This window comes from Halobacteria archaeon AArc-dxtr1 (genome assembly GCA_025517425.1).
Classification (GTDB): Archaea; Halobacteriota; Halobacteria; order Halobacteriales; family Natrialbaceae; genus Halostagnicola.
Genome location: JAOPJY010000003.1, coordinates 19,367 through 45,693, shown reverse-complemented (window position 1 = coordinate 45,693; position 26,327 = coordinate 19,367). Strand labels below are relative to the sequence as shown.

General features: G+C 63.5%; 30 protein-coding genes. 15 read left to right on the top strand and 15 right to left on the bottom strand.

All coding sequences use genetic code 11. From position 1 onward, the window contains the following. Window positions 1-8: 8 nt before the first annotated feature. The gene (locus OB905_11985; protein MCU4926694.1) at window positions 9-2,378 is read left to right on the top strand and encodes a transcriptional regulator; all 2,370 of its coding nucleotides are present in this window, start codon (window positions 9-11) and stop codon (window positions 2,376-2,378) included. A gap of 6 nt (window positions 2,379-2,384) precedes the next feature. Here OB905_11985 and OB905_11980 read toward each other — a convergent pair whose 3' ends face one another. Further along, window positions 2,385-2,690 (bottom strand): hypothetical protein, encoded by a 306-nt coding sequence (locus OB905_11980; protein MCU4926693.1) that lies wholly within the window; start codon window positions 2,688-2,690, stop codon window positions 2,385-2,387. Window positions 2,691-2,889: 199 nt separating this feature from the next. Here OB905_11980 and OB905_11975 point away from each other — a divergent pair, with 199 nt between their 5' ends. The 3 genes from OB905_11975 (at window position 2,890) to OB905_11965 (ending at window position 5,175) form a co-directional block, all read left to right on the top strand. After that, window positions 2,890-4,254 (top strand): adenylosuccinate synthase, encoded by a 1,365-nt coding sequence (locus OB905_11975; GenBank protein ID MCU4926692.1) that lies wholly within the window; start codon window positions 2,890-2,892, stop codon window positions 4,252-4,254. Between the two features lie 137 nt (window positions 4,255-4,391). Next, on the top strand, window positions 4,392-4,586 hold the full coding sequence (locus OB905_11970; GenBank protein MCU4926691.1) for a methytransferase partner Trm112: 195 nt from the start codon (window positions 4,392-4,394) through the stop codon (window positions 4,584-4,586). A 10-nt stretch (window positions 4,587-4,596) separates the two neighbouring features. Beyond that, the gene (locus tag OB905_11965; protein ID MCU4926690.1) at window positions 4,597-5,175 is read left to right on the top strand and encodes a hypothetical protein; all 579 of its coding nucleotides are present in this window, start codon (window positions 4,597-4,599) and stop codon (window positions 5,173-5,175) included. Between the two features lie 37 nt (window positions 5,176-5,212). Here the strand turns inward: OB905_11965 and OB905_11960 are convergent, their stop codons facing one another. Together OB905_11960 and OB905_11955 are read right to left on the bottom strand one after the other, a co-directional pair. Next, window positions 5,213-6,439 carry a DR2241 family protein gene (locus tag OB905_11960; protein MCU4926689.1) on the bottom strand — a complete coding sequence of 409 codons (1,227 nt, stop codon included), beginning with the start codon at window positions 6,437-6,439 and terminating at the stop codon, window positions 5,213-5,215. A 1-nt stretch (window position 6,440) separates the two neighbouring features. Next, a complete protein-coding gene (locus OB905_11955) occupies window positions 6,441-7,337 on the bottom strand; it encodes a hypothetical protein (protein ID MCU4926688.1) in 897 nt (298 codons plus the stop codon). Window positions 7,338-7,594: 257 nt separating this feature from the next. Here OB905_11955 and OB905_11950 point away from each other — a divergent pair, with 257 nt between their 5' ends. Further along, entirely contained in the window at window positions 7,595-7,870 is a 276-nt protein-coding gene (locus OB905_11950) for a hypothetical protein (GenBank protein ID MCU4926687.1), read from the top strand. A gap of 36 nt (window positions 7,871-7,906) precedes the next feature. Continuing rightward, window positions 7,907-8,659, top strand: a complete 753-nt coding sequence (locus OB905_11945; protein ID MCU4926686.1) for a DUF2797 domain-containing protein — start codon at window positions 7,907-7,909, stop codon at window positions 8,657-8,659. Between the two features lie 34 nt (window positions 8,660-8,693). Here OB905_11945 and OB905_11940 read toward each other — a convergent pair whose 3' ends face one another. The 3 genes from OB905_11940 to OB905_11930 all read right to left on the bottom strand — a co-directional run bounded on the left by OB905_11940 (window position 8,694) and on the right by OB905_11930 (window position 10,685). Continuing rightward, entirely contained in the window at window positions 8,694-9,263 is a 570-nt protein-coding gene (locus OB905_11940) for a cysteine hydrolase (protein MCU4926685.1), read from the bottom strand. After that, entirely contained in the window at window positions 9,260-10,060 is an 801-nt protein-coding gene (locus OB905_11935; GenBank protein MCU4926684.1) for a YqcI/YcgG family protein, read from the bottom strand. Before OB905_11935 ends, OB905_11940 begins: the two co-directional genes overlap by 4 nt. Before the next feature lie 145 nt (window positions 10,061-10,205). Next, window positions 10,206-10,685: an MOSC domain-containing protein gene (locus OB905_11930; GenBank protein MCU4926683.1), complete on the bottom strand. Its 480-nt coding sequence runs from the start codon at window positions 10,683-10,685 to the stop codon at window positions 10,206-10,208. A 70-nt stretch (window positions 10,686-10,755) separates the two neighbouring features. Between OB905_11930 and OB905_11925 the strand changes: the two genes are divergently transcribed. Both OB905_11925 and OB905_11920 read left to right on the top strand, forming a co-directional pair. Continuing rightward, the gene (locus OB905_11925; GenBank protein ID MCU4926682.1) at window positions 10,756-11,166 is read left to right on the top strand and encodes a hypothetical protein; all 411 of its coding nucleotides are present in this window, start codon (window positions 10,756-10,758) and stop codon (window positions 11,164-11,166) included. A 71-nt stretch (window positions 11,167-11,237) separates the two neighbouring features. Continuing rightward, a complete protein-coding gene (locus OB905_11920; protein MCU4926681.1) occupies window positions 11,238-11,645 on the top strand; it encodes a hypothetical protein in 408 nt (135 codons plus the stop codon). 25 nt (window positions 11,646-11,670) lie between these two features. Here OB905_11920 and OB905_11915 read toward each other — a convergent pair whose 3' ends face one another. After that, complete coding sequence (locus OB905_11915) at window positions 11,671-12,516, bottom strand: phosphatase PAP2 family protein (protein MCU4926680.1); 846 nt, start codon at window positions 12,514-12,516, stop codon at window positions 11,671-11,673. Next, on the bottom strand, window positions 12,516-14,288 hold the full coding sequence (locus OB905_11910; GenBank protein MCU4926679.1) for an ABC transporter substrate-binding protein: 1,773 nt from the start codon (window positions 14,286-14,288) through the stop codon (window positions 12,516-12,518). The genes OB905_11915 and OB905_11910 overlap by 1 nt, the downstream gene beginning before the upstream one ends. A gap of 135 nt (window positions 14,289-14,423) precedes the next feature. On the opposite strand from OB905_11910, the gene surE reads away from it, so the two are divergent. The 3 genes from surE (at window position 14,424) to OB905_11895 (ending at window position 16,816) form a co-directional block, all read left to right on the top strand. Then, window positions 14,424-15,230: a 5'/3'-nucleotidase SurE gene (gene surE, locus OB905_11905; GenBank protein ID MCU4926678.1), complete on the top strand. Its 807-nt coding sequence runs from the start codon at window positions 14,424-14,426 to the stop codon at window positions 15,228-15,230. A 264-nt stretch (window positions 15,231-15,494) separates the two neighbouring features. After that, on the top strand, window positions 15,495-15,875 hold the full coding sequence (locus OB905_11900; protein ID MCU4926677.1) for a hypothetical protein: 381 nt from the start codon (window positions 15,495-15,497) through the stop codon (window positions 15,873-15,875). A 71-nt stretch (window positions 15,876-15,946) separates the two neighbouring features. Next, window positions 15,947-16,816, top strand: coding sequence for a hypothetical protein (locus OB905_11895; GenBank protein MCU4926676.1), 870 nt, complete (start codon window positions 15,947-15,949; stop codon window positions 16,814-16,816). A gap of 42 nt (window positions 16,817-16,858) precedes the next feature. Here the strand turns inward: OB905_11895 and OB905_11890 are convergent, their stop codons facing one another. From OB905_11890 to OB905_11865, 6 genes are all read right to left on the bottom strand, one after another. Beyond that, window positions 16,859-17,929 (bottom strand): ABC transporter ATP-binding protein, encoded by a 1,071-nt coding sequence (locus OB905_11890; protein MCU4926675.1) that lies wholly within the window; start codon window positions 17,927-17,929, stop codon window positions 16,859-16,861. Beyond that, window positions 17,926-18,768, bottom strand: coding sequence for an ABC transporter permease (locus OB905_11885; GenBank protein MCU4926674.1), 843 nt, complete (start codon window positions 18,766-18,768; stop codon window positions 17,926-17,928). Before OB905_11885 ends, OB905_11890 begins: the two co-directional genes overlap by 4 nt. After that, window positions 18,765-19,715: an extracellular solute-binding protein gene (locus tag OB905_11880; protein ID MCU4926673.1), complete on the bottom strand. Its 951-nt coding sequence runs from the start codon at window positions 19,713-19,715 to the stop codon at window positions 18,765-18,767. The genes OB905_11885 and OB905_11880 overlap by 4 nt, the downstream gene beginning before the upstream one ends. Before the next feature lie 87 nt (window positions 19,716-19,802). Then, a complete protein-coding gene (locus OB905_11875; protein ID MCU4926672.1) occupies window positions 19,803-19,982 on the bottom strand; it encodes a hypothetical protein in 180 nt (59 codons plus the stop codon). A 190-nt stretch (window positions 19,983-20,172) separates the two neighbouring features. Then, the gene (locus OB905_11870) at window positions 20,173-20,886 is read right to left on the bottom strand and encodes a hypothetical protein (protein MCU4926671.1); all 714 of its coding nucleotides are present in this window, start codon (window positions 20,884-20,886) and stop codon (window positions 20,173-20,175) included. A 137-nt stretch (window positions 20,887-21,023) separates the two neighbouring features. Next, entirely contained in the window at window positions 21,024-21,449 is a 426-nt protein-coding gene (locus tag OB905_11865; GenBank protein ID MCU4926670.1) for a universal stress protein, read from the bottom strand. Window positions 21,450-22,152: 703 nt separating this feature from the next. Here OB905_11865 and OB905_11860 point away from each other — a divergent pair. The 4 genes from OB905_11860 to OB905_11845 all read left to right on the top strand — a co-directional run bounded on the left by OB905_11860 (window position 22,153) and on the right by OB905_11845 (window position 25,475). Beyond that, window positions 22,153-23,514 carry a transposase gene (locus OB905_11860; protein ID MCU4926669.1) on the top strand — a complete coding sequence of 454 codons (1,362 nt, stop codon included), beginning with the start codon at window positions 22,153-22,155 and terminating at the stop codon, window positions 23,512-23,514. Window positions 23,515-24,208: 694 nt separating this feature from the next. Next, window positions 24,209-24,634 (top strand): hypothetical protein, encoded by a 426-nt coding sequence (locus OB905_11855; GenBank protein ID MCU4926668.1) that lies wholly within the window; start codon window positions 24,209-24,211, stop codon window positions 24,632-24,634. 220 nt (window positions 24,635-24,854) lie between these two features. Beyond that, complete coding sequence (locus OB905_11850; protein ID MCU4926667.1) at window positions 24,855-24,980, top strand: hydrogenase maturation nickel metallochaperone HypA; 126 nt, start codon at window positions 24,855-24,857, stop codon at window positions 24,978-24,980. A gap of 3 nt (window positions 24,981-24,983) precedes the next feature. Then, window positions 24,984-25,475, top strand: coding sequence for a hypothetical protein (locus OB905_11845; GenBank protein MCU4926666.1), 492 nt, complete (start codon window positions 24,984-24,986; stop codon window positions 25,473-25,475). 191 nt (window positions 25,476-25,666) lie between these two features. Here the strand turns inward: OB905_11845 and OB905_11840 are convergent. Continuing rightward, a partial coding sequence (locus OB905_11840) for a hypothetical protein (GenBank protein MCU4926665.1) occupies window positions 25,667-26,327 on the bottom strand: 661 nt, incomplete at its 5' end.

The following is a 26,327-nucleotide window of genomic DNA, read 5'->3' as shown; positions in this document are numbered from 1 at the left end:
TTGGCGGCATGGACTCGCGCACGCAAGAGCGCGTCGAGCGCTGGGATTCCCGCACCTTCAGCGGCGGGTACGAGGAACTCACCACGCTCGCGAACAACGGCTTCTCGGGTGCGGTCACGACCGGACCGTCGTGGCTGTTTATGCTCAACGGCCGTATCGTCGGCGTCGTCGACGGCACCATCGACGACTTCGAACACGCTTCAGGCACCGTCTACGCCGCACCGGCACCCTCACTTCCGCTCCTCTGTGCGATGCAAGCACAGGGTGGCTCGACGCAGGCGAACTACTACACAAACGAGACGTCACTGTCGGAGGTCGATAGCACGCTGCAGAATGGCTCGTTTACCGGCTACGTCGAACTCTCAGAGCAGGTGCTCTCGGGCGACTACTACGCTGTCTACTACGGCGGGCGCCGGATGGCGGCGGCCTACATCGGCAACTCAGAGCGCCTCCTCACGGGTGACGAGGCCTTCGAACGCGCCGACGACGAGGTCGGCATCTACGAGGTCGTCGACGTCGACATCGAGGTTACCGACGTTCCGAGCCCGAACGAACCCGAACCAGAGACAGAAAACACCACCGAGCCGACGACCAGCACTACCGAACCGACGACCAGCACTACCGAACCGACGACCAGCGTCCCTGAACCAGAGACGGCAGTCACCGAAAACGCCGTGTCTGCGGCCGGAGAAGACGATCCGAAGCTCGATAACGGGGCGGGTGAAGAGACGGAACCGGTCACCGAGACAGCGCCAACCGAGCGCGAGACGGATCCGCTGGCGGCCGGACCGAGTGACGGCGCCGTCGATGCGGCCGCCGCGGCGCCCGAATCCGATTCACCCGTCAATTCGGGCTCGAGCCACTCCGTGAGTCCACAGACAGACAACGACACCGGGAGCGCCTCGCCCGAAACCGGCGAGACCGTCGAGGACGCATCCGACGACGGTGTCAGTTCTCCTCCAGACGACGAGGCGGAAGCCGGCGTGGAGTCGGGACCGGACGAGTCGACACCGACGGAAGGTGGTGCTGCCGAAGACCGCGACGAGACGATCGATGTGGAGTCGACCACCGACAGCGGCGACGCGACAGTGCCTCCCGAATCGCCCGAGAAGCCCACCAGTCAAGAAGCCAGTACACCGCAGGAAGAGAGCGGGCAGGCGGCGAGCAGCGAGGACGGCGACCAAAAGGCGCGCTTCGAGCAGGAGGCACAGTGGCGCGAGACGCGGCGCATTCCGTCGATCGACCCCGAGCGGTCACAGCCGCCGACGCCGGACGAAGCGCCCGATCAGTCGAGTGCGGACACGTCCGGCCAGCGGGAGCGTTCACGCGGCCAAACAGCGAGTGCAGTCGGGGAAGAGGCCACGGCCGACGTCGCCTCGCAGGCAGCAGGCGGTGGCGAGGCGGGAGGGGAGCGAGCTGCCGGCGACAGACTCGCCGCACTCACCGAGCAGCTACAGCAGGTCACCGATCAGCGGGATGCACTGGTCGCAAAGCAGGAGGCACTCGAGGACGACCGGGAGAAACTGCGCGCAAAGAACCGGGAACTCGCCTCGACGATCGAGCAACTGCAGGGACGAATCGAGTCACTCGAAGGACAGCTCGAGCAGGAGCGAGCGCGAAGTTTAGACGTCGGTTCGGGCAGCGGCGGCGGTGAGCAGCTCTCGCCCGAACGAGCGCTGCCGGGAACCAATCTGTTCGTCCGATACGCCTCGAAAAGCGATCCGACGCTCAACGCGGCCCACGAGGGCAGTGCGGAGCGAAGCGAGGTTTCGTCGAACCTCCAGCTCGAACACCACACCGAGTTCGACGCCGACGAGGTAACGGTAACCGGACAGCCCTTCGACGCGTTTCTCGCCTCGACGATCGAGTACCAGTTCGTCGACTGGCTGACCGAAACGCTGCTGTTCGAGATTCGGGACACCGGTCACACGGCCGGGCTGGCAGACCTCTACGACGTCATCCCGCGTATCGACCGCATCGAGCTTCACGCCGGAATTTCGCTGGACGAAGACGAGAACGAGGAGGGTCCCACCGAGGTGGACTTCGACCTCGTCGCCTTCGACAAGATGGGGACGCCGCTGGTCGCGGTGATGTTCAACGAATCGCGAGAGCCAGCGACCGAGGAGATGCTCGAGGAGATCGAGGAGGCGGCCTCCGCGGTCACCGCAGCCTACCCCGACTTCGGCGCAGCGATCAGTGTGACGACGAGTTACTTCGAGCCGGGCGCGCTCGCGGTAACGGAGGAAGCGACGAAGCGTGGCTTCCTGAGCCGCAGTTCAAAACAGAGTTACGTCACCGTGTCCCGAAAACAGGGGTACCATCTCTGTCTGGTCGAAGCGCGTGACGGGGGCTTCCACCTGACGGTTCCAGAGCTATAAGCGCGGTTAGCCTTCGATCTCGGCGACGTCTTCGATCTTCATCCCGTCGAGTTTCTCGACGATGTGGTCCATCTTGTCGTCGAGTTCGTCGACGAATTCCGCGGTACGCTCGGTCTTGATCGCACCCTGGCTCGAGGGCTCGATGAGGTTCTCCTCCTCTAAGACGCGCAGCGAGTAGCGCACCTTGTGGTGGGGGTATCCGGTCTCGTTGGACATTTTCACGATCCCGATCGGTTCGTTCTCGATGACCATCTTCAGGACCTGCAGATGCCGTTCCAGCATATCGACTTCCTTCTCCAGTCGGTCTATCATGGCATTTGTTAACTTGTCTTTCCGCCGTTTAAATGTTACTCTCTCGGAAGAGAACGAGGATTGTGGTACGATGTCGTGCGTGAGAGAAGTTAACGATTCGGATCTGGTCGCCACGGCGGTCGGCGTGCGTTCTCTCTGGGGTGGTTGAGGCGACCAGACCGTAATCTGTATATCGGCACGGCAAGAAGCCCGCGCTGTTATGACCGTCACCATCGTCGGGGCGCAACTCGGCGACGAAGGCAAGGGTGGTGTCGTGGATCTCTACGGCGACGCCGCCGACGTGGTCGCCCGCTATCAGGGCGGGGACAACGCAGGACACACCGTCGTCCACGACGGGACGAAGTACAAGCTCTCGCTGGTCCCCTCCGGCGCCGTTCGCGGGAAGATCGGCGTCCTCGGAAACGGCTGCGTCGTTAACCCCGAGACCCTGTTCGAGGAGATCGACGCGCTGCGCGAGCGCGGGCTCGAACCGGACGTCCGCGTCGCCGAGCGCGCCCACGTCATCCTCCCATACCACCGCGCGTTAGACGGGATCGAGGAAGACGAGAAAGAGGATCTCGCCGCCGGCACCACGGGTCGGGGCATCGGCCCCACCTACGAGGACAAGGCGGGCCGACGGGGCGTCCGCGTCGGCGACTTACTCGACCCCGAGGTGCTGCGCGAACGGCTCGAGTACGTCGTCCCGCAGAAAAAAGCGCTTGCCGAGGAAGTTTTCGGCAAGCAGACCGGCGAGGAGTTCGACATCGAACACCTCTACGACACGTACCGCGAGTACGGCGAGCGCCTCGCCGACGAGAACATGACCGTCGACTGTGGCACCTTCCTGCAAGAGCGCATCGACGCCGGCGAGAACGTCATGTTAGAGGGGGCACAGGGAACCTCGATCGACATCGACCACGGGGTCTACCCCTACGTCACCTCCTCGAACCCGACGGCGGGCGGCGCAACCGTCGGCACGGGCCTCGGCCCGACGACGGTCGGGCGGGGCGAGGTCGTCGGCATCGTCAAGGCCTACCTCTCGCGAGTCGGAACCGGCCCGCTGCCGACCGAACTCGGCGGCGTTGAAGGCCAGACGCCCGACTACGACGCAGACGTGGGAGCGGATGAGGCTGAAGAGCAACTCGCGACCGACATCCGTGACGAAGGCGGCGAGTACGGCACCGTCACCGGTCGTCCCCGGCGCGTCGGCTGGCTCGACATCCCAATGTTGCGCCACGCCGCGCGTGCCAACGGCTTCACCGGCCTCGCGATCAACCATATCGACGTCCTCGCGGGACTTGAGGAAGTGAACGTTGGCCATAGCTACGAGTTCGATGGTGAGGAGATATTCACCGTTCCGCCGACGACCGAGCAGTGGGCTCGGTGTGAGGCGAATCTCAAGACGTTCGAGGGCTGGCCCGAGGTCGACTGGGCCACCGTCGCCGACGAGGGCTACGAGGCGATTCCGGAAAACGCCCGCACGTATCTCGAGTACGTAAGCGACGAACTCGACGCGCCGATCTACGCCGTCGGTGTCGGTCCCGGCCGCGAAGAGACCGTCGTCGTCGAGAACCCCTACGAGTAGCCACGCTCGAACGAGCAGACGAGCCGGTCACGGCTTCACTGACGAACCTGCCGTCGCGGCTGTCTGACTGAAACCGGCACCACCGCTGACCGGTCGGTTCCCGAAACCTTTTGCTCCCCGCGATCAGGTGTTCTACCATGAAGGAGTCGCTACTGGATATCCTCTGCTGCCCACTGGACAAACACGACCTCGAACTCGAGGACGCCGAGTACGACGGCGATGAGATCATCTCTGGAACCCTGGTCTGTAGCGAGTGTGGCGAGCGCTACCCGATCGAGGACGGGATCCCGAACCTGCTGCCACCAGATATGCGCGAAGAAACTCCCGCGTAGGTGACCACTCGTGTCCGGCACCGCTCACCCCATCGCGATCGACGTCAACCGCAACGGCGGCGAGTCGCTCGCGGCGTCGACCGACGCGGTGAGCGTCTCCGGCTCGTTCGACCTGCTGTTGCGCGGCCACAGCGTCCCGGCCCACGCCCACTGCCGGATCGACGGCGATCTCGACGCGGTCGCGAGTATCGATCACTCGAATCACTACGTGAAACCGGACGAGCGCCTCGCAATCCCGGTCACCGTCGCCGAAATCGACGATCCAGTAACCGGGACGCTCTCGGTCTCGATCGGCTACGGAACCGAGACCGTCGACGTCGAGGTGACCGCCGAACCGGCACCGTCCCCGATCGACGTCGACGAGACACTCTCGACTCCCTCGCGTGAGCCAGCTGAATCGACAGCCCTCGAACGGGTCGTCGACGACTCGACAATCGATCCGGCGACGCTCGGCGTCGTCGCCCTCGGCGTCGCGGCGCTTGGAATCGGGCTCGCGACGACCGCGGTGGTCGGCGGCGTCGTCGCCGTAGCCGGATTGCTCGCAGTTCTCGCGGGCGTCGGTGTCGCCGGCTTCCTGTTGGTCTCGTAGCTGTCGGCCGGGTATCGAGCGCGTCGAGGGCGCTCAGCTAGTCCTCGCCGTCTCGCTCGACGGCCGGAAGCTCGCCGTCTCGCTCGACGGCCGGAAGCTCGCCGTCCTCGAATCGCTTGGCTCGCAGATAGCGCGCGCGATACCGGTTTGCTCCTTCGTAGACGTCTGCCTCTCGAATCTCGTCGGTTCGCCCGTCTGCAACGGCGTCGATCAGTGCCTCGAGCTGATGTAACTCGCTGGTGGTGAGTTCGAGCTGCCAGGTCTTCTCCTCTTCGCTCTCGAGGATCGCCCATTTCCGGGCCGCCGCGACGACGAGCGAGCAGGGCTCCCGACAGGGGAACGCTCCGTCGCCGCCGTCGACGGCGAGCTCGTCGCCCTCCTCGTACTGCCACTCGCGACGCCTGAGACACTGCGAGTCGACACAGCAGGCCTCTGCCATCCACTCGACGGCCTCTCGAGGGAGTTCGTCGATCACGTCGTAGATGCCCGTCTGGCGCTGTGCGGTCCCGAGCCAGTGGTCGACGTCTAAGCTCCCCCGGTGCTCACGGTGCCAGTTTTGGATCGTCGCGGGGTAGAAGAAGCCGACGGTCTCGACGAGCTCCGCACCCGAGAGGTCAGGAAAGATCCAGCCGGAAGCGAGCGTCGGCGCCGTCTTCAGCGGCCGGTACCGTCCGTCCTCGTCGGCAGTGGCGATCTCACGGGCCGCTCTCGGATCGTCGTAGACGTCGAGTTCGCCACGTTCGGCGTCGACGTCAGCGACGTGTCGCAGGTCGTAGACGCGTTCGCCGGCCGACGTACGCTCGCCGCCTGACGCACGCTCGTCGTCTGCCCGGTCGTCCGCTGATTCCTCGCCGGCAGCGTGTTCGTCGTCGGCCGGCACCCGAGCGGTGATTTGGAGCTGTCCCCACTCGCGGACGATCCCGTCGCGCAGGGCCCCATAACGGTCCGGAACGGCGAGGTCTTCTCCGTTCTCGTCGGGACTGGCATCCGCGATCGGTGCGCGTTCACACCAGCGCAAGAATGCTCGGCGAGCCGTCCCCTCGCCGCCGACGGTGTGTTGCCAGTAGCGCCAGTTCGTGACGTGCGTGGCGACCGCTTCTAGTGCCGCCGGGAGGTCGTCGGCTGAGAGCCCGGTTTCGGCTCCCGCTGGCGTCTCGACGGCATAGCCCGCCTCGTCCGTTTCCACCCGAAGACCGTCGAACGCGACGCCGCCGTCGTCGGCCGCATCTCGGAGTGTTGCGACCGTCTGGTCGGAGAGTGCCACGTCAGTCACCCGTCCCGGCGTTCACCCCGGAGTCGGTCCCGGTCTCGGTCGAGTGGGTACCGAGGCGTGCTCTCGCGTCACCGACGGCGGCACCCGCATCGGCCGCCCGTTCGAGAAGCACGTCGGCCATCAGCGACTCGGTGCCGACAGCGCCGGCGTACCAGATCCGATGGCCGTCGACCGTCGCGGGAACGTCCCAGCCGAGACGGTAGTCCTGGGTCAGCCCCATGTCCTCTGGAATGTCCTCCTGGGTGTGGTAGCCGTCGGCGACGAAGAGAGGGACGACGACCACGTCCTCGCTCTCGAAGTAGTCCGTGACGTCGTCGACCTCGGGCTCCTCGTCCATGAACAGCGCCTTGACCTCGTCGAAGCGGTCGCGCTCGCGGATGCGCTCGGTGTGGTACTCGATGGCCTTCGCGGAGTTTTCGTTTCGTTCCGTGCCGTGCCCGACGACGGCGAGGCCGAACCCCTCTCCAACGTCGGCGTCGTTCGTCACGCTCTCGGCGCGCCCAACGATGACGTCGGTCATCGCGTCGTGCGTGCCGGCAGGGCCGCAGTAGTGGACCGTCTTGTCGACGTCTGTCGCCTCCAGGGTGACGTGAGCGGCGTCGGTTCCGTCCGAGTCCCACAGCTCGGGATCCCACTCCTCGAGACGAAGCTCGCGGGGGATCACCTGCTCGGTGAAGTACCCCTCACTGATAAACAGCGGGACGACGAACACCTCGTCGGCTTCGACGGTGCGGATCACCTCGCGAAAGTGCGGTTCCTCCTTCCAGAACGCCTCTCTGACCTCGTCGAACGCGCCCGTTTCGCGGATGGCGTCCGCGTGGGCGTAGGTCGGATCTGAGGCGTCCGGGTTCAGGTGCGACCCGTGGGCTGCGATGACCAGCGCTTGCATAGGCGGCGGTTAGGAGTGGGATGGTTTAGGGACTTCGCTGTCGGCGTCGGTCGCCGCCGAATCTCGTGCGTTGCTGTAGCGCAGAACGGACTGAAACGAGACACACAGGTTCACTGGACACTCGTAACCACCAGTATGTATATCGTCGTCCGCGCAGAGTGTTAGCCATGTCTTCCCGATCCCGCTCCGATTTGCTTCGTCGCGGACTTCGTCACCCTGACGTGTTGGTCGCGTCTATCCGCCACCACAGTGAACGGATGATCTCACGTCCGATCAGAACGCTCCTCTCGATTGGCTTTACGTACGCGTTCGTCGTCGCACTCGTCGCGTTCACGATGAATCCAGAAGACGTTCAGATGACCCTGCAATCGGATCCCTCTGTCGGTTCACTCGTCGCGCTGCTCCCGCCGACAGTAGTCTTGCTCGTCATCGCCGGTGCTGCAATCGTCGGCGTTCCAATCGGGATACTCACCACCGGCGTCCGACGTGATCTCAGATCGAGTCGCCGGCGTCGACAGCGCCGCAATCAGTAACGCTACGCCTTTTTCGGTCCGCCTCGAAGAACAGCCGTGCAACTCGTCGGATACGAGCCGAGCGGTCGGGGGTCGGCGCTGCTCGTCAGTGAGGGAGGTCGCGTGCGCCGTGAGCCTCTCGAGCCAGGAACGGGGCTCTCCTACACGCTCGGCGAGCGTCGCTGTGCGGGCGTCGTCGACGGTGACGAACACGTCTCGTGTGACCGCCCCAAGACGCCCTACTGCGAGTCCCACACCAGCACGTGGATCTGTGCGCGCTGTACCGGCACCTGCCTGAAACCCGAGATGGACTGCTATCAGGAACACGCGGTCTACCTCGCTGCGTTCGCACCCGACGTATTCAAAGTCGGCGTCACGAAACACCGACGCCTCGAGACGCGCCTGCGCGAGCAGGGCGCCGAGCGCGCAGCGCACATTCACACCGTCTCGAACGGTCGAATCGCCCGCGAACTCGAAGCAGAGATTGCTAACGACCTGGTCGACCGCGTCCGTGTCGACGCCAAGATCGACGCGCTTGCGGCCCCGCTCGACGAGCCCGCCTGGGAGGAGCTACTCGCCGAATTCGACGTTATCGACCGCTACCAGTTCGAGTACGGTCTCGACCTCGACCGAACCCCCGTTCGCGAGACAGTTGCTCGAGGGACCGTCCAGGGGGTACGGGGACGGACGCTGGTGCTCGAAACCGGTGGGACGAGCTACGCCGTGGACATGCGCGATCTGGTGGGATACGAGGTAGAGACTGGTGAGTCGCGTCGACGACTCCAGTCTTCGCTCGGCTCGTTCGGGTGAAACGGCTCGGAAAAGAGATCGCGACCGGGCACTCTCAGGCGTCGAGAATCTCATCAGTCCGACGTATCGTCGCGAACTCGCCGTCGAGATGGGCAAGCGCCGTTCGGTGGACGAGATCCGCATCGAAGCGCTCTCCGTCTAGCGTCCGGTCGAACGTCGCCGTCGCATCCGCGACCACACAGACCTCAAAGCCCCGATTTTCTCCCATACGGGCCGTCGTCGAGACACAGTGGTCTGTCGTCAATCCGACGAGAACTAGCGTCTCGAAGCCGTGCTCGCGAAGCCACGCGTCGAGATCAGTGTCGACGAACGCCCCGTTGACCGACTTCTCGAAGGAGGCTTCGGTCGGCAAGGGGGCTGTCTCGGGTTTGAAGGCGAATCCGGGACGGTCGGGGCGAAGCGGCGAGTCAGGCTCGGTCGAGGCGTGGCGAACGTGGACGACGGGGCGATCCGTCCGGCGCCAGTATTCGAGGAGATCGCTCGCACGCTCCTCGGCGTCTGGATTGTTCCGCTCTCCCCAGGCTGGCTCGTCGAACCCCTCCTGGAGATCGATCACCACCAAGACCGCGTCGTCGGCAATCTCGCCGGTTCTGGGAGCGGTCATTCGGGCAGCCTCGCGCCGGGCTTTGGGTGTTCCCGAGAGATCGTGATCGGACACGCCGACGGCGCCTGCTCCTCGTCCGAAGAGAGCATGTACTGGGGCCACTCTCGGTCGCCCTCGACGCCCCAATCTCCAAGATCGGCATGGGGACAGACCCCGTCGTACTCCTCGAGTCGATCCTGGATCACGTCGCGTGCGTGCTGGCCGAAGTCGGTGTCGGCGGTGACGTCCATCTCCTCGAAGAGGGCGCGGGGTTGGAACGTGATCTCGAGACCGATCGGACAGTACCGGCTCTTGCGCGTCTCGTAGAAGGGAGCGCGACAGGTCGGAAACATCGGTTCGCCGCCGAGACAGAACTCCCAATACGGGTCATCTGGATCGGTCGGAATGTCGTCGGGCCACGGTTCGGGGTCGTGAAGGTGGAGAGTCTGGAGAATGTGCCAGAGCGCATCGTGGTACTCGCGCTCGGACATCGGCTGTGCAGGGGGCTTGAAGAACGTGACCAGCGAGGCGCGATCGGAGTGATCGCGGTAGGTGTCGAGGTACTCGAGGATCCGATCTCGTAGCGTCAACAGCGCGTCAGCGTCGCTCATCGACGGAACGGCGGTGTAGAGGGGGTCGCCGTTCTCGACGGACTCCGCGCCGAAAAAACAGGGGAACGGGCTGTCGTTTCGCTGTCCGAGGAGGCCATCCTGAAACGACTCCCAGTGGTCCGTGACCCACTGTGGCATCTCTCCGGCCTGGACGCGTCGGTCGAGTGTCCGTTGATCCATTAGCGACTGCATTCCTGGCTCGTTCATTGGTCTGAGTGCTCCGGCCTCACGTATCGCTCAGGAAAGCACGGAAAAGTGGCTGTCGGTTCTTTCCAGAGCGATCAGAGATCCACAAACAGACACCACTGGTCGATATCAGTGCATGTTGTTCGAATCAGCTCACGGTATACAGTCAGCTCGGTGCAGTCGAATCAGATCGCGGCCGGACTGCCTCTCCCTCGCCGATCGTCCCACCGTCGAGGATGCGAGCGCGGAGCCCACCCCGATCGGCCAGCGCCTCGCGAACTCCCTCGCGTCCGAGCTGGCGCTCAAGATACGCGCAGGGATCGCAAGGTTCGATCCCGACGCAGAGTGCCTCACCGACCCTGAACCGACCCTCAACCAGCGTCTCGAGATCGATCCCAGTCGTGATCACGTTCCGCCGGTGAGCGCCGGACGCAAGTGTGAGTTCGTACTCGCGTTCGATCGCGAGCAACGCCTCACGCTCGATCAGTGTGAGCGCACAGCCCTCGCGGTCGACAAAGGTCCCCTCGTCGTCGTAGTAGCGATCCCCCACGAGGCCGCGACCGGCAACCGCCCGGACCTGGTCGACTCGCTCCATCGGGGCTCCCTGCTCGGGTGCGACGTAGATTGCGTGGACACGACCTGCCATGGTGGCCGTTAGAGCGGTGCGATCGTAGACGCTTCGAACCGACGACGAACGTATCAGCGATCCCGAAGACATGGTAATCCTTTTCCGCGGTGGTACAGAATCCGCAGCTATGTCGGACGAACCCGAAAACGAACCCGGAGACGACGGCGCCGACGAGGAAAAGTCCTTCCGCGAGCGCGTCGAAGAGATTCGCGAGCAGCGCGCAGAAGAGGCCGAAGAGGACGGCGAGCGCCCCGAGAGCCCGTTCGGCGGCGGTGGCGGCCCACCCGGCGGCATGGGTGGCGGCGGCAACCCGTTCGCCCAGATGATGGGTGGCATGATGGGTGGCGGCGGCCCCGGCGGTCCGGGCGCCGGTCGAGGTGGCGAGAGCGACGTGGGCAACGAAGAGCTCGTCCGCGAGGTCAGACAGCTCAGAGACGAGATGCGTGATCAGACTCGAGCGCTAAAGCGCATCGCCGACGCGATCGAAGACGACGACTGAGGCTCTGGCAGCTCCGAACGCAGTCGGGCTCTCCCGACCGATTTTTGTCCGCAGAGTCGAACGAGTATCCCGTGCAATCGAATCGAAACGCAGTCTTCTACCCCGCACTCGCCGCAGCCGGCTTCTTCCTCGCGACCGGCGTGATCACCGGTCTCGTTCCAACGCCGGTGTTCGACCGAATGGTGCCCCGAACGGCACTCGACTACGGCTTTCTGTTTCTTACCTCCGTACTGGTCTTTGGCTACGTTCGTCAGCGAATGGTCCTCTCTGATTGTGGCGGCGACGGCTGTGCCTACGGCGGAGCTGTTGGTGGGTTCCTGGCCGTTGCCTGCCCGCACTGCAACGCCGTCCTCGTCGCGCTGTTTAGCGCGTCCTGGCTGGCGACCTACGTCGACCCAATCCGGCCCCTGATCGGGGCGCTGGGAGTTGCGCTGCTCGCGGGGATCGTCGTCCTCAGACACCGACGGCAAGAGAGGTGATCGGACCACCGGCGACGGGGAGGTCTCAGTCGTCTCCTCGTCCGCGAACCGCGCGGAGACGAGGTGCCAGAACCGCCGACAGCGACCAGCGGCCGACGAGGTGGCCAGCTAACACGACACAGACGTACGCGAGGCCGATTCCGGCGAGGACGTCGATCGCCCAGTGGATTCCGAGATACATCGTCGAGATAGCGATGCTGATTCCGAGCCAGAGGGCGACGATAAACCACTTCGGATAGACGTCCCGGGTCCGGAACGCGAGAAAGGTCACGGTCGCAGCCAGGGAGGTGTGCAACGAGGGGAAGACGTTCGTGTTGCGGTTGACCTCGCGGGTGAGGTGCTGGTAACGCGGGTAGGTGTCGTACAGTAGGGCCTCAACCATTTCGGGCATAATATTGCGCGGCCCGAGAGCGATGACGAACGTATACAGCAAAATTCCGAGCACGTAGTTCAGCGTGTATGCCGCGAGCAGTTCCCGGAGGGGCCTGGTGTTCGAGAGCGCGAAGTAGGCGATAACCGGGAAGATGAGCATGAATATGTATGCGTAGATATAAATGAACGAGAAGTATGCTGTGAGCTCCGGCGTCGCGTACTGTTGTAGCCGGACGATCAACTCCCCCTCGATGTCGTAGATCGTGCCGGTGAGCTGCCAGCCGATCATCTCGGAGATGTCGGGGACGCGCTGTCTCGCGACGCCGTTTAGCGCGAGCACCGACGCGAGGACGATCACGATCGGCACCGTTGCCCGGACCCGGCTGCGCCACTCAGACAGCGTATCCCGAAGCCGGTACCGGCCGACGAACAGCGCAATCCCGAGCAGGATCATCGCGGTGACGACGACCGCCAACCGGAGCAGGACTTGCTGGAGCATCAGCGTCTCACCAGGAGGTCACCCCCCTCGTCGTACGCGAAGCCGACGTCGGTAAACTCCTCTTGGACGGCCGAGGCGTCGATCTCGCCGTCGGTTCCGAGAAACGGTGCAACGGGATCGGCGCCGTCCCAAGCCAGGTCGTCGGGCACCCACTCCTCGGCGACCGGGACGGCCGTCGGGCTGGCGTACCCTTCGAAGATGGTCTCGACAATGTGCTCGCGGTCGACGAGCTGCGAGACCGCGCGTCGAACGTGGGGATTGCTGAATGGTTCCGACCGGGCGTTGAAGCCGACGTGGTAGAACGTCGGCGACGGCGATTCGAGCAACTCGACGCCGTCGCCCTCTTCGACGGCATCTATGGCGTACGTCTCGAGCGTCGAGAGCGTTACGTCGGCTGCGTCGTCGGCAACGATTTCGATCGCGGAGGTACTCCGCGGATCGATCTGGAATCGGATCGACTCGACGTCGGCAGACGGGAGGTCGACGTCCCCACGTTGGGTGAAGTGATCGTCGAATCGCTCGAGCGTCAGGTGCTGGCGCTCGGTTCGACTGTCAAACTGGAATGCCCCGCTCCCCACGGCTGGAATGTTATCCGCGATTAGCGCCTCCGTCGTGCCCTGTGCGATCTGGACGCCGGGGATGGTTACCTGCTCGGCACGATCATCCCAGATGTGTTCGGGGAGGATCGGAACGGTCAGCGCCCGTTCGGCAACCGCCTCGCCGGCCTCAATCGAGAGCGTCAGCGAGCGCTCGTCGCCGCTGTTGGCGGCGGCATCGACGACGGCCGACGCAAGGCCCCGGTACCGGGACGACGGGGAGGCAACGGCGCTGTCGCCACGCGAGGTGTCGGCGATGAACTCGTAGGTAAAGGCGACGTCGTCGGCGGTCAACGGCTCGCCGTCGTGGAACGTGAGGTCGTCGCGAAGCGTGACTGCGAGCGTCCCGCCGCCGTCTCCGTCCTCGTCCCACTCCCACTCCTCGGCGAGCCACGGGACGAGTCCATCGGGTCCGTCCGTCGCCAGCGAGTCGTAGAGGAGGTCGACGACCGTTCCGCGATTTCGAAACTCCGCCGCGAGCGGGTTGAGGTTCTGGGAGAGACGTGCGTCGATGACGGTCGTGCGAAGCTGGTCTGTACCGTCGAGTGGCTCCAGTTCGAGCAGCCCGAGGCGCGTTGCGGGATGGGCGGTATCCCACCCGTCGAATCGATCCGTGCGGACGACGCGATTCTCCTCGGGAACGCAGATCGGTACGAACGGTCGTTCGACCAGAAACGCCTCGAGAAGGCGCTCGACGGCGTCCTCGCGCTCGGCTCCGTCGGCGTGGCGCTGCTCTTCGAGGAACTCGTCGAACGCGAGGTTGGTAAACCCGTACGGGTTCTGCCAGCCCGATTCGGGCGCATACTGAGAGAAAAGCGCCTCGTAGAGGAAGTCCGGATCCGTCGAGCCGGGGTGGCGGGCGACGAAGCAGTCGAAGTCGTGATTGATGAGAATCGTGCGCAGAAACGACGAGTGGGTCGGCACCTCGAGAGAGACGTCTATCCCTGCGTCCTCGAGAACGCGCTGCAGATAGCGTGCGATCTGGACGCCCTCCCTGTCGTCGTCCGAGGGGAGAGTGGTAATCGTCAGCGATAGCTGTTCGACTGGGTCGCGGGTGACGGCGTTTCGGAGCCGCTGAATGCAGCCGCTCGTCGCCACCGTCGCGCCGACCGCACCGGAGGCGAGAAACGATCGGCGACTGCAGGAGTGGGGACCGTCGGCGAGTAGCTCACTCATCGGAGTCGTTGCTGGCACTTGGAGAGCCGAGCTATAATTGTATTGCGTCATCACGTTGCCCGAACGCGTCAGGGCCGACCGGCGAGAGAGCGACGAAGCGGTGTGTTTTTCGCACCACCATCCGACGGGACGAGCATGGACACCGACCCCGAGATCTTGCTGACGAACGACGACGGGATCGACAGTCCCGGGATTCGGGCGCTCTATGACGCGCTGTCGGCGGACGCGTCGGTGACCGCCGTCGCGCCGGCAGACGACCAGAGCGCAGTCGGGCGGTCGATCTCTCACGAGGTCGCGGTGAGAGAACACGAGCTAGGGTACGCACTCGAGGGAACGCCCGCCGACTGCGTCGTCGCCGGACTGGCCGAGCTCGTTCCGGAGCCGGATCTCGTCGTCTCCGGCTGCAATCGCGGCGCGAACCTCGGAGAGTACGCGCTGGGGCGCTCGGGGACGATCAGCGCGGCCGTGGAGGCCGCCTTTTTCGACGTGCCAGCGATCGCGACCTCGCTGTACGTCCCCGCGACAACCGATCGCCCATTCCACGAGATCACACTCGACCGCAACTCCTTCGAAGAGGGGGCACGAGTGACGCGCTTTCTCGCCGACCGCGCGCCGACGGGTGGCGTCTTCGAGCACGCCACCTACCTCAACGTCAACGTCCCGCTCCCCGCAGACGAGCCGGCGTCGGTCGAGATCACGCGCCCCGCAAAGCGCTACGAGATGGACGCCGAGCGTGAGGGTGCACAGATCACGCTCCACGACCGCGTCTGGGAGCGCATGGAACCAGACGAGCTTCCGGATCCGCCGGGGACCGACCGGCGGGCCGTCGTCGAGGGACGGATCAGCGTCTCGCCGCTGACGGCACCCCACGTGGCGAACCGACACGAGAGTTTAGAGCAGGTCATCGAGTCCTACCACGAGTCGGTGGAGCTTCAGAAGTAATCAGCTGACGCCCCAGCAGCCGGTGGAGAACGGTTCGTCTCTCCCCATCGCACCCTCCGCCGGTGGGACAGTGGTAACGACTGTCGAGATTGGCGACAGGTAAGTACCTTGCAGTTCGCAAGGCGGCTGGCTTTCGCTATCGTCCACCTCTTGTCGGCTAGAACGCGTGCGGGCTGGGTGGACACAGTAACAAATGATCAAAATGAATCACAAGAGCAAGGTAGGAGTACGTAGAACGAACACACGGCTTCGGGGTAGGTAACTATGTCACAGGATTCATTGTGGGCTCGACTGCGGTCTTTCTGGCGCAGTAGTGACGACGCCGACAGGAAGGACGAAGGCGACGAGTCGGCCACCGACGGCGGCAACGAGACGCTGAGTTACGCCGAGCAGGTCGAGTACGGCGTCGACGAGCGCGATCTGGGCGATGAGGACAAGGTGTTGCGGCTGCTGGTCAAGCAGGGCGGCCGCGTCGACAGGGAGACCGTGCTCCAGGAAACCGGCTGGAGCGAGAGTCGTCTGGCGACGACCGTCGAACGGATGGAGTCGGAAAATCAGGTCAGCGCCATCAGCGTCGGGAGAAAGCGAGTGATCTGCCGACGTGGCTTCGAGCCAAAGGGGTATCGCTCGCACTTGAACGAGTGATCGGCTGACGTAGCAGCGATCGGCGGGCGTCGATTCGACACTTCTTACTGCAGACGGGACCGAGAGAGCGTATGGACGATTCCGAAGGGCGGGGGACGTCTACTGACGTAGATGCCGGGATTCCGACCGTCCGCTACGAACGGAGCGGGGAGCGTCCGGCCACACATCTCCGCACCGTCGTCGGCACAGAGAGCGACGGTGAGACGGTCGCCGGCGCCGACGGCGTTCACCGGATCGCAGACACTCAGTCGGCAGCCGGCGAGCCAGCGCGGTGGTGGACAGCGCTTGGACGCGGCGACGCGACGTGTACGATCAAGTACCGACCCTACGGACCCCACGGCGCGTTGGTGGTTCTCGTCGGTGCGATTTTCGCGCTCCCGACGCTGTTCGTCTCGCTGCTCCTCTCTGCGGTCGGCTACTATCTCTACCGGATTCAGCGTCCGCTTGAGGTGCCAATTGTTCGTGTCGCCGTACTAGAGGCGTCCGCGGTCGGCAACGGCGGAAGGGTGGCCGACGCAGGTGTCGCCGCCGATCGGGACGCAGAGAGTACAGCAGCGAACGGGACCGACGAGATCGCCGTCAGCCTCGAGGGCGGGCTCGCTGTCGACACCGGACGGCTGGCCGACCTCGACTGGACACAGCATAAAGCGGTCGTCACCGAGGTTCGCGAGTGGGCAACACGCGCTCGCGGAGACGGTCCGCACCGGGAGACCGACGACGACGTCTTTTTCAGTCACGTAAACCGCTGGCGCGAGCGCGACGCGGCGACGAGCGTCGACACCGTCGACGAGATACAGCGGCGCGTGTTCGCGGACCGAGAACAGCGCCGAGCGTACACAGCGTTCCTCCGCGAACGGCCGACTGGAGCGCCAGCGCCCCCAGATGATACCGAACTCGAGGAGCTCCGAACCAGGGTGCCCGGTTCCAGTCGAGCGTGCTGAGCGGTCGAGGACTGTGAATGTCTGTTCTCCGTCGAGCCGAGATCACGCGGTCGCAGCTGTCTGCTCGCTATCGAAGACAGTTACGGCCCGGACGGGCAGCGAGACGGTGCAGCTGTCGCCGACCGCGGGCGGATTGGCGGTTCGTTCGACGACGAGTTCGTCGCCGGTCTTGATTCGGACGGTGACGTCGTAGCGGCTGCCGAGGTCCCGCACCCGGACGATGGTTCCGGGGAGCGAGACGGTCTCGTCGGTCGCGCCGGGTACGAGCGAGAGATCCTGTGGGCGAACGTGACAGGTAACCGATGTTCCGGGGGGACGTGCTACCGCTTCCGGGACGGTAACCTCCCGATCGCCGAGCGCGAGGACGAGGGGATGTCGATCGACGACAATCGCCGAGAGCGCGTTTGAGCGGCCGAGAAACGAGCCGACGAACGGTGTCGGCGGCGACTCGTAGAGCGCCCGCGGCTCGCCGATGCCCGCGACCCGTCCGTTGTGCAACACGACGAGCCGGTCGGCCAGTGCCATCGCCTCCTCCTGGTCGTGGGTGACCAACAGCGTGGTGACGTCCGTCTCGCGCTGGATGCGGGCGATCTCCTCGCGCAATCGTTCGCGCAGCCCGCGATCGAGCGCAGAGAGGGGTTCATCGAGCAGGAGGATCTCGGGCTGGGGCGCCAGCGCGCGGGCCAGTTCGACACGGCGGCGCTGTCCGCCGGAGAGTGCAGCGGGGTAGGCGTCGTGGCGGTCGGCGAGTGCGACCAGGTCGAGGTACTCGGAGACGATCTCGGGGCGTTCGTCGGCTGGCACGTCGTGGGCCGCCAGGCCGTAGGCGACGTTCTCCCGGACGGTCATGTGAGGGTACAGCGTCGAGCGCTGGAAGACGATCCCCACGCGTCGAGACTCTGGAGGGTCGTCGGTAACGTCGGTTCCACGGAGGCGGACCCGACCGCCCGTCGGGCGGACGTGGCCGGCGATCGCCTGGACGATCGTCGTCTTGCCACAGCCGCTGGGGCCGAGAATTGCGCCGAACTCGCCGGTATCGAGGCCAAACGAGACGTCCTCGACGACGGGCTCGGCGCCGTATCGGTGAGTGAGGCTATCGACGTCGAGAATCATCGCTCGATCACCGTCGGAACGCGACCGAACCGTTGGACGGCTGCGAGGACGAGTAGCGTGATCGCGAGCAGGGCGAGTGCAAGCGGGACGACGGCGTCGATGCCACCGGCGATGAAGTCGACCCAGATTCGCGTCGGCATCGTCCGCGGGTTGTACGCGACCATCATCGTCGCACCGAACTCGCCGATCGCCCGCGCGAACGTGAGCACGACTCCGGCGATGATCGAGCCACGAGCCAGCGGCAAGGAGACGTTCCAGAACGTCGAAAGCGGGCCGTATCCGAGCGATCGCGAGGCCTGCTCCAGCCGGACGTCGATGGCGCCGAAGCCAGCTCTCGCGGTGATGACGACGAACGGGGCGGCAACGAACGTCTGAGCGAGGATCACTCCGATCAGGCTGTCGGTCAGCGGAATGCCCGCGGCTGCGGCGGCCGAGCCGACCGGGGTAAAGCGGCCAACGGCCGTCAGGAGCATCGCCCCGCCGACGACGGGAGGGATGACGAGCGGGAGGATCACGATCGCCTCGACGATGCGCTTGCCCGGAAACGACGACCGGGCGAGAACGTACGCGAGCGGGACGCCAAACGTGGTTGCGATCACGGTCGAGATCGGCGCGGTCAGCAGGGAGTTGCGGATCGCGAGCCGGGCCTGTGGCGTCCACAGCTCCGCGAGAACGTTCGTGGTTCCGGTACGGGCCAGAAACGCGACGAACGGGAGAGCGAAGTAGACGAGCAAGAGCGCGCCGAGAAGCGCGGGGACGAACAGCTCCGGGAGTCGGTCGAACAGGCCGACGCGGGACGCGTTTTCTCCGCGCTCCCTGGTTGGCTCGGAGTGACTCATACCGTGATCTCCTCCGGAAGATCGCCAGACGGGCGGGGAAGAGGAGCGTCGACAGTCAGCCCGGCGCCAGTGAGTACCGACGGGTTGTCGGCCAGAAACTGAACGAGGTCGTGGCCTGCCCGGGGATTGTCAGCCTCGTCGCTTACCGTCGCGTTGTAGATCACCGGCCGCCCCTCGGCGGTGTACTCCTCCTCATCGGTGGTGTAGGAGACGGTCGCGTAGTGGTCGGCCAGCTCGAGGTTGGCGAAGTTGTACGCAGCCGGAAACTCGACGAAGGGCATCTCGTGGTCGACGGCCATGTTCCGATAGACGACCGAGGCGGCCCGCGATCCGCTCTCGACGCCGGCCATCATCTGTGGTTCGTCGGGCTCCCGGTAGACCAGTTCCAGCAGCTCGTCGCGAAATCCGTCGATGTCGTACTCGGCTTCTGCGAGGGCGAACGCCTGAACGGCCCGGTAGCCAAGCGGATCGAGGTTCGGATCGCCAATCGAGAGGTCCCCCTCGTCGGCGGCGAGTGCGAGCTCGTACCAGGGCTCGCCGGCCTCGAGTCCCCGCCCGAACGCGGTTTCCTCGTTGTAGCCGATACCGACGCTGTTGGCTGCGAACTCGACGTCCCAGTCGGTCACGTCGCCGTACAGGCGGTCGCGAAGGAGCGTCGCGTCGGCGCTGACGATGACGTCCGGGTGTTTGGTCCGGTCCTCGACCATCCGCATCACGACGTTTGCCCCGTAGTACTCGCCGTGGACATCGGTTCCGGTCTCGGATTCGAACGCCGGACCGACGTGCGATTCGAACGTCTGTGCGAGACTGCCAGCCGAGAGGACGCGAACGGCGTCGGACGTGCTCCCAAGACAGCCCGCGACGCTGCCCCCTACGGCGAGACTGATTGACGCGAGGGCGCCTCGTCGGGTCACGCGAGCCCCAGAATCGACGCTGGACGAATGCATGTACACTACTCACTGGCGGTGGAATATATAACCACCTCCGATTCCTGCCGTGGATCGATGTAACCAACTATGGTTTCTCTCCCCGCACTACAACGGATCGTCTCCGTTCACGCCCTCGACGCGGGAAAACGAGCCCGCCCCACACCGGCATCCAGATCGAGAGCCGATCGGCAGAATCGAGCCGTCAGCGAGTTCGACCGCGGCGTATACCGCCCCACACTCGTCACACGATGCGAGGATTCGTCCGCTGTCGCCATCCTCTCCCATCGGATTGTCTTAAACGCTCTGCCTATTTATTTTGGTACGATCCGTTCGACGGCGGTCAGAATCGAGCGTAGAAGCAAGCGATTCACGCTACCACGGGTTCTCTGGTACGGGCGATCGTCGTACTGCCGAGACGAGAGGATAGCGATCATATACCGGAAGCCGACACTCAAAACTGGAATCGGTTATCGCATCATCTGGCGCGCAGTTCCCACCCGATTGCACCCACCGCCAGGACGAGTACGATCACCGCGCCGTTCGTAAGCAGAACCGACCGTCCGAACGCGACGAGGGCAGCGAGCGGAACGCCGACGAGGACGAGTGGCGTGACGACGAGCCGAACCGTCGCCGAGCGCGACCGTCGACCGGCGACCGGGTTCGGATCTGAGACGGAGACGCCCGCCACTTGGAGTGCGTCGCGAGCGGACGGCAGTTGTCGCTCGGAAATCGCAACGGGATCCGGGATCACGACCCGCTCGATCCACGCGAAAGAGTGGTCGTCGACTCGGAGGAGCGCGACCGCACCGCCCCGCTCGACGGACACTGACTCGACTCGACCGAGGTCGACGGTTCGCTCCAGCCCGTCGGCATTTCCCAGAACCGCGATCAGCGTCCCGCGGCTAGGATTGATTCGAACCCGCGCCCGGCCGTAGTTGTAGTACCCCGTCGCCCACAGCGTGAGTGCGAGAAAGCCACTGAGTCCCACGAGTCCGTTCGCAACGCGAGGCGTGATCCAGAGGCTGGCACCGAGCAGCCCGACCGGGACGACGACGAACAGCACCGCCCACGACCGCCCGCTCATCGAACGCGTCGCCAGTGCCAGCCGGGTCGGAAGCGCCGCGAGCCCGACTGCTGGCGGATCGAACGAGATCGGTTTGCGCCGGTCGGGATCCGTACTGGCGCTCATCTCGGGAGTGACTCGGCGATAGTGTCGGCCCCCGCTGGCGACTGGTGGGTAGCTACGGGCGGCTCAGTTCTGCGCACAGACTCGGCGCTCGGACACGATGGGAGGGACTGGGGCTCGTTCATCGTCCGAGTCGGTGGTTATCGAACAACGGTGACGGGGACGGTCGCCCGCCTGACGACGGTTTCGGCGACACTCCCGAGTAACACTCGCGAGAGGCCAGAACGTCCTGTGCTCCCCATGACGATGTGGTCGACGTCGTTGTCGGCTGCGTACGCGACGATCGTTGGCGCGGGCCGCCCGGTCTCGACCGTCGTGTCGATGGCTACGTCGTCGGTGTCGAGGGCGTTTGCGAGTTCGTCGTGAGCGTCCTCGCACAGTTGCTCCCCGCGTTCGACGGCCTGCTCGTGCAGATCCACTCCGTAGTAATTCCCTTCGACGCCCTGCGTCGGGGTAACTACGTGGATAAGTGTGAATGCGCTCGCGTCGACCGACGCCGCTGCGAACTCGATCGCTTCCTGTGCGCTCTCGGAGCCATCGACCGGAAGCAGTACGTGCGGTGGCATACCCGTACTGAGGGGCGGTCGTGGTAAAAGCGTATGGCGACCTCCACACGAGTGGGAGGTGTAAATGGACTCTGGTGAGCGGACTGCCTGCCGTCGCCGCGCTGGGTCGGCTCACTCGGTTTCGACGGTAGTATCTGGATCGACGGGGATCGATCGTCAACCGTAACCGGACGACGACTCCGTGATTGTTATCCTCTCGTGACCGTCGAGCCGAATTGTACACCCCTCGTGAGTGAATTCGATAGAGAGATCGGTCGAGTGCCGCTGTGAGTGGTCCATTAGTCTGTTTAGCTGAATTGAGGCGCTAAGCCCCCTTCCTCAAGGAGCAACGCAACGAGCGGAGTGAATGAGTAGCGCAGTAGGGAGGGGATACAGCGTTCACAAGAGCAAGCTCTTGTGCAGCCCATCAGAAACGCTCGCGTTTCTGAGGACGTCCCCAGAAATCGGAGGTTTCTGGTGTGCGAACGAGACGCAAGGCGTCTCGTCAACGCCGCACAGTTTTCAAACACGTTCGACGCTCAGCCCACAGGCCCACGCAATCGAAGATGCTATACGTGTAACGTGTATAGTGTGCATCACAGTGAAGCGGAAGACAATCACCATCCGAGAGGACCAAGACGAGTGGATAGAGGACAACCACCTCAACCTCTCGTCGTTCATCCGTGAGCAACTGGACGAACTAATTGAAGAACGAGAGTAGCGTATGTACTACGCCTACAAATACCGCCTCAAGCCGTCCGACGTCCACCGAGAGGAGTTGGACCGTCACCGCGATATTTGTAGGCAACTGTACAACCACACGCTCTATCGGCTCAACGAGTACCAAGACGAACACGGCGAACTGCCGTCGATGACTACACTTCGGTCGGAACTCCCCGATCTTAAGAAATGGTGGGACGGTCTCTCGGACGTGTATTCGAAGGTTCTCCAAACTGTTGTAGAACGGCTGTTCGATAACCTCAACAGCCTCTCCAAACTCAAGGAGAACGGTTACGGCGTCGGTCAACTCAAGTGGAAACCGCCACGGGAGTTCCGCAGTTTCACGTACAGCCAGTCTGGCTTCAAGCTCGACAAGAAGGGCGGTCAGACTGTGCTGTCACTCTCGAAACTCGCGGACATACCGGTTCGCCTCCACCGCGCCATCCCCGACGTTCACGAGAGCGACAGCTCTCGTGCAGCCCATCAGAAATCTCCGATTTCTGAGGACGATGCGGCGCTCAAACAGGTCACGGTCAAGAAGGAGCCGACGGGCGAGTGGTTCGCCACGTTCGGCGTCGAAATGGACCGTGAACCGCCCGAACCGCCTGAGAATCCCGAGCGGTGTGTCGGTATCGACGTGGGGATTCTCAAGTACGCACACGACACCGACGGGACCGCCGTTGGGTCGCTCGACCTCTCCGACGAACGGGAGCGACTGGAGCGCGAGCAACGGAAGCTCTCGCGGAAGCAACACGGGTCTGCCAACTACGAGAAACAACGGCGTCGTGTCGCAGAGTGTCACGCCGACCTCCGACGTAAGCGCCGCGACTTCTTGCACAAACTCTCGAACTACTACGCTCGGGAGTACGACTTCGTGGCGGTCGAAGATCTGAACGTGAAGGGGATGATGGAATCGCCATCGAACAGCCGCAACAGGGCGTCGGCGGCGTGGCGAACGTTTCTGTCGTTGCTCGAATACAAGTGTAAGCGTGAAGGGACGCATTTCGTGGCGGTCAACCCGAGAGGAACGACGAAAGAGTGTGCGTCCTGTGGCGTTTCGACAGATAAGCCGTTGTGGGTTCGTGAACACTCTTGTCCTGCCTGTGGGTTTGAGGCGGACAGGGACGCGAACGCGGCGTGGAACATCCTTTCTCGCGGCCTCGAAGATATAGGAGTGGGACACTCCGAATCAACGTCCTCAGAATCGCACAGCGATTCTGATGGGCTGCGAAAATCGCACAGCGATTTTCGAACGCCTGTGGAGACTGCGCTCCCTACGGACACCGATTCCGTGTCTGCAAAGCGCGTCGTGGAAGCAGGAAGCCCTACCCTCAACGAGCGAACGGCGTCAGCCGTGAGCGAGTAGGGTAGGGTAGTTCACTGACTCTGGGTCGACACTGTCGTATAGCGGATCCATATTGCGCTCTGGGACGTCAGTGAGGACAGCAATTCCACGAAGCACCGCCTGTGCCGTGGTTTCGCTCGGACCTTCTTCGACGAAAATCGCCGAGCCGCCATCCGTGGCTATCTCTTGCCGATTCAGAAAGTCCATGTAAGGGTGTAACTTCTCCCCTGTATATCATCCTTACACCAAATTGTACAGGTAATCTCCTGTCGCGTCTGTGAGAAAAAGGAGGTGGAGATGCCGATTTCTCTACTGAGCATCGGTCGTTGGGGTGCACTGCTCGAGGAACTCCCAGGGAGCACACTCCGTGTTCACCCGCGGATAGGGGTATCTCCAACCCAGCGGCGCCAATTCCGGCTTCCACAGCTACTGCGAGTGCGGCCGAGATCGTTACTCTAGGCAAGTCTGGTCGAGCCAACGTCCAATCCTCGTGATCACGATCCCTGACCACGGCAGAAAATTTCGAGTGGACTCGCCGGGCGGGCAACTGAAAAACGCCGTCGTGTCAAACCCGAAGAGAGCGGAGGTGTCGCGACGTGAGACGTTATTGCCCACATTGTGGCGGGAAGATGATAACTGTATCGTCGCGAGGGGGCATCCCCCAGCGCGTCTGTGAGCAAGGCCCCCACCCCGTATCGGAGGTGCCCCGCCGCTCATGAGCGCCTTCCCACAATCTACCGACGGCGAACCCCTCGACTTCCTCGAGCAGCGCGACACCAACACCGACTCGTGGATTCGCGCACACCCAGCCGACGCTCTACTCGAGAAGTTCGGTCGATACGGCTACAAAGTCACCCTTCGCGGCGGCGCAGACGTCCACTACTGCGCCCTCGGGATCGAGAACGGCGAGTACATCGGCCGCTGCGACTGCAAAGGCTGGCAGTACCACGACGGGCCGTGTGCCCACCTCTGTACGCTCCGCAAAGCCGACTTCATCGGGGTGATCGACGTCGAGGAAACCGACGGCGGCCCAGCTGCCGAACACGAGATGCACCACGCCACAGGCGAGGCACTCGACGGAGATCGACACGATCCAGCGATCGAGTGCGCTCACCGGACCGAACAGGAGGTGCGGCCATGAGCGCCCCGCGTACGAGCGGGCACCCGCGCGATAAGCCGCTCAGTACACCCCCCAGGGGGCGTGTGGCTAAACTGTCTATCGCCGCCCCGTCTGCGTGTTCATCCGTGTACACAGCGGGGTCATTTACCCCCGAATCTGTGTACACGGCTGGCAGTGATCAACCAAGACGGCACGGGAGTGAACGAGAAGTGGAGGCAGCCACTACTAGATGTGAGGGAGCATGCCCGACTATCAGTGCCACACCTGTGGGCAGCAGTTCGTCGTCGACGTCGAGAACGACTACGGGACGTACGAGTTCCGACGGTGCCCATACTGCGGGAGCGCGAAGACGACGCTCGCGAGGTGACCGATGAGTCGGATGGGTGCCGACGGCTACAGTAGCGCCGGGCAGACGCGCCTCAGCGCGAAAGTCGACAGCAAGCTCAAAGACGACTTCAAAAGCGCCTGCGAGGCTGCTGGGGAAACGATGACCGACGTCATCGAGAACCAGATGAAAAGCGTCGTCTCCGAGTACGGCGCTGTCGACGTCGAGGGCGAAGAGGAGGGGTACTACCCGAGTAACCCGCAGCTTCGCGAGCTGTACGAGGCGTGTCTGAAGTACGCGACGGACGACCTGAAGATCTACCAGCGCCGCCACGCGAGCAGTATTGCCCAGGAGACGCGCCAGGTGAGCAAGGGCGAACTCTCGGACGCGCTCATCCCACTCCGCCAACAGGGATTTATCGCACACGGGCCGATGCCGGTCGATCTCACCGGCCAGGCGGCGAATCGCTGGCGTCACTGGTTCGTCAAGCCGCCGTGTGCGGATCCGGAACAGTGGAAGTTCCGTGAGCAAAAGTAGCGGACGTCTGGTTGCCCTTTATTTGCAGACTGGTCTTAAGCGGAACGCGCGATAAATACGTGTGCTTATTGAACACTTGACAGTGTCTTAGCGCCCATATATGTTCGAAGGATTGTGCTGAATATAAGGCGCGAATGTGGCACGAGACTTGACCCGATTTGCAGAAGTGGCGGTCAATAAGTATGAACTCATCACTGTGGCCAGCGGACTGTGACTTCACCGTCATCATCCCATCCGCACAATGATTGACCGACATCCCACCCAGTAGTGACCTCCACACTACCTTCCTCAGTAATAACGACCCAGTTTTCCTCTAAGAACTCGTGTTCAACCACGTTAGACACTTCCTCTCCCTCGACTGTGACACGATAGGTCCCTCGGTAACCAAAGCCGAAATTGGTTCTCTCATCTGAGCTTCCTTCCACCGTTTCTTCGATGGAGACATCGTCGAGGTCAACGTGTTCGATACGGACGTCAAACTGCATACCGTCATCAACCCCATTAAGCAAATGTACCTCGACGCCAGATGAGGGGTACGTTTCTACAAGCTGAAGTTGTGATTCTGTCGATCCTTGTTCAACCTCTGGATCAAAATACGTGCTTTCGTCCTCGTTCCGATACCAGAGATACGATTCGTCAACGTCGATTACCTCGGGAAGAGTCAGGCCATTGCGAGTCTCGTACTCACCACCCTCAATTGCAGTGGTTACTTCTTCGCGGGCGGGAGCCGGCAAGGCTGAAACCTCAACAATAGATAAGGGACATTGCTCATACTCGCTATTGCTCTCGGTATCGTCATTGCTCTCGGTATCGTCATTGCTCTCGGTATCGTCATTGCTCTCGGTATCGTCA

Coding starts and splice junctions, on each gene's coding strand:
- OB905_11975 (MCU4926692.1), top strand. CDS start 2,890: ATGACCGTCACCATCGTCGGGGCGCAACTCGGCGACGAAGGCAAGGGT.
- OB905_11895 (MCU4926676.1), top strand. CDS start 15,947: ATGGACGATTCCGAAGGGCGGGGGACGTCTACTGACGTAGATGCCGGG.
- OB905_11875 (MCU4926672.1), bottom strand. CDS start 19,982: ATGGGAGAGGATGGCGACAGCGGACGAATCCTCGCATCGTGTGACGAG.
- OB905_11925 (MCU4926682.1), top strand. CDS start 10,756: ATGGTAATCCTTTTCCGCGGTGGTACAGAATCCGCAGCTATGTCGGAC.
- OB905_11930 (MCU4926683.1), bottom strand. CDS start 10,685: ATGGCAGGTCGTGTCCACGCAATCTACGTCGCACCCGAGCAGGGAGCC.
- OB905_11890 (MCU4926675.1), bottom strand. CDS start 17,929: ATGATTCTCGACGTCGATAGCCTCACTCACCGATACGGCGCCGAGCCC.
- OB905_11910 (MCU4926679.1), bottom strand. CDS start 14,288: ATGAGTGAGCTACTCGCCGACGGTCCCCACTCCTGCAGTCGCCGATCG.
- OB905_11850 (MCU4926667.1), top strand. CDS start 24,855: ATGCCCGACTATCAGTGCCACACCTGTGGGCAGCAGTTCGTCGTCGAC.
- OB905_11860 (MCU4926669.1), top strand. CDS start 22,153: ATGTACTACGCCTACAAATACCGCCTCAAGCCGTCCGACGTCCACCGA.
- OB905_11970 (MCU4926691.1), top strand. CDS start 4,392: ATGAAGGAGTCGCTACTGGATATCCTCTGCTGCCCACTGGACAAACAC.
- OB905_11915 (MCU4926680.1), bottom strand. CDS start 12,516: ATGCTCCAGCAAGTCCTGCTCCGGTTGGCGGTCGTCGTCACCGCGATG.
- OB905_11950 (MCU4926687.1), top strand. CDS start 7,595: ATGATCTCACGTCCGATCAGAACGCTCCTCTCGATTGGCTTTACGTAC.
- OB905_11870 (MCU4926671.1), bottom strand. CDS start 20,886: ATGAGCGCCAGTACGGATCCCGACCGGCGCAAACCGATCTCGTTCGAT.
- OB905_11855 (MCU4926668.1), top strand. CDS start 24,209: ATGAGCGCCTTCCCACAATCTACCGACGGCGAACCCCTCGACTTCCTC.
- OB905_11845 (MCU4926666.1), top strand. CDS start 24,984: ATGAGTCGGATGGGTGCCGACGGCTACAGTAGCGCCGGGCAGACGCGC.
- surE (MCU4926678.1), top strand. CDS start 14,424: ATGGACACCGACCCCGAGATCTTGCTGACGAACGACGACGGGATCGAC.
- OB905_11900 (MCU4926677.1), top strand. CDS start 15,495: ATGTCACAGGATTCATTGTGGGCTCGACTGCGGTCTTTCTGGCGCAGT.
- OB905_11985 (MCU4926694.1), top strand. CDS start 9: ATGGACTCGCGCACGCAAGAGCGCGTCGAGCGCTGGGATTCCCGCACC.
- OB905_11865 (MCU4926670.1), bottom strand. CDS start 21,449: ATGCCACCGCACGTACTGCTTCCGGTCGATGGCTCCGAGAGCGCACAG.
- OB905_11955 (MCU4926688.1), bottom strand. CDS start 7,337: ATGCAAGCGCTGGTCATCGCAGCCCACGGGTCGCACCTGAACCCGGAC.
- OB905_11980 (MCU4926693.1), bottom strand. CDS start 2,690: ATGATAGACCGACTGGAGAAGGAAGTCGATATGCTGGAACGGCATCTG.
- OB905_11940 (MCU4926685.1), bottom strand. CDS start 9,263: ATGACCGCTCCCAGAACCGGCGAGATTGCCGACGACGCGGTCTTGGTG.
- OB905_11880 (MCU4926673.1), bottom strand. CDS start 19,715: ATGCATTCGTCCAGCGTCGATTCTGGGGCTCGCGTGACCCGACGAGGC.
- OB905_11935 (MCU4926684.1), bottom strand. CDS start 10,060: ATGAACGAGCCAGGAATGCAGTCGCTAATGGATCAACGGACACTCGAC.
- OB905_11885 (MCU4926674.1), bottom strand. CDS start 18,768: ATGAGTCACTCCGAGCCAACCAGGGAGCGCGGAGAAAACGCGTCCCGC.